Here is a 422-nt window from a genome sequence, read left to right as displayed (position 1 = left end):
GCTCCCCTCGTGCGGGGCATGAGGTGAATGTGCGAAGAATCCCCCCGATCGCGAGAGACGGAGCGCCTACGTGGGAGCAGACGGCAAAATGGACGTCGATTTGGACGTCCCAACAGCTGGCTACGCAGGCCGGCTCGAGGTTCTGGAAGGTCCAACGGGACGGCGGGTTCGCTCGGAGGCTGAGAGAACCCGGATTGCGGCCGAGAGCCTGATGCCGGGGGTGCAGGTGGCGGCGGTCGCACGCAAGCATGGCGCGACCCGCTGGCAGGTCTACGATTGGCGGCGTCGCCTTCGTCAGGGACAACTGGCACTGCCGGAAAGCATGGCGCCGATGTTCGCGCAGTTGATGGTGGACGACTCATCGGTGCCTCAGCGGAGGATGAGGCCATCGAAATCGACGCCGGCGAAGGTGGAGATAGTGA

The 422-nt window shown here is 64.9% G+C and carries 1 protein-coding gene; it reads left to right on the top strand.

Annotated features, from left to right (window positions below):
• Positions 1 to 88 precede the first annotated feature (88 nt).
• Positions 89 to 422 (top strand): transposase (locus X773_RS73520; RefSeq protein WP_156937528.1); only part of this gene is annotated, 334 nt, incomplete at its 3' end.

Origin of the sequence: Mesorhizobium sp. LSJC280B00 (assembly GCF_000502835.1) — a bacterium.
Classification (GTDB): Bacteria; Pseudomonadota; Alphaproteobacteria; order Rhizobiales; family Rhizobiaceae; genus Mesorhizobium.
Note: the sequence above shows the minus strand (reverse complement) of the source record. Positions and strands in the feature narration are given on the sequence as shown.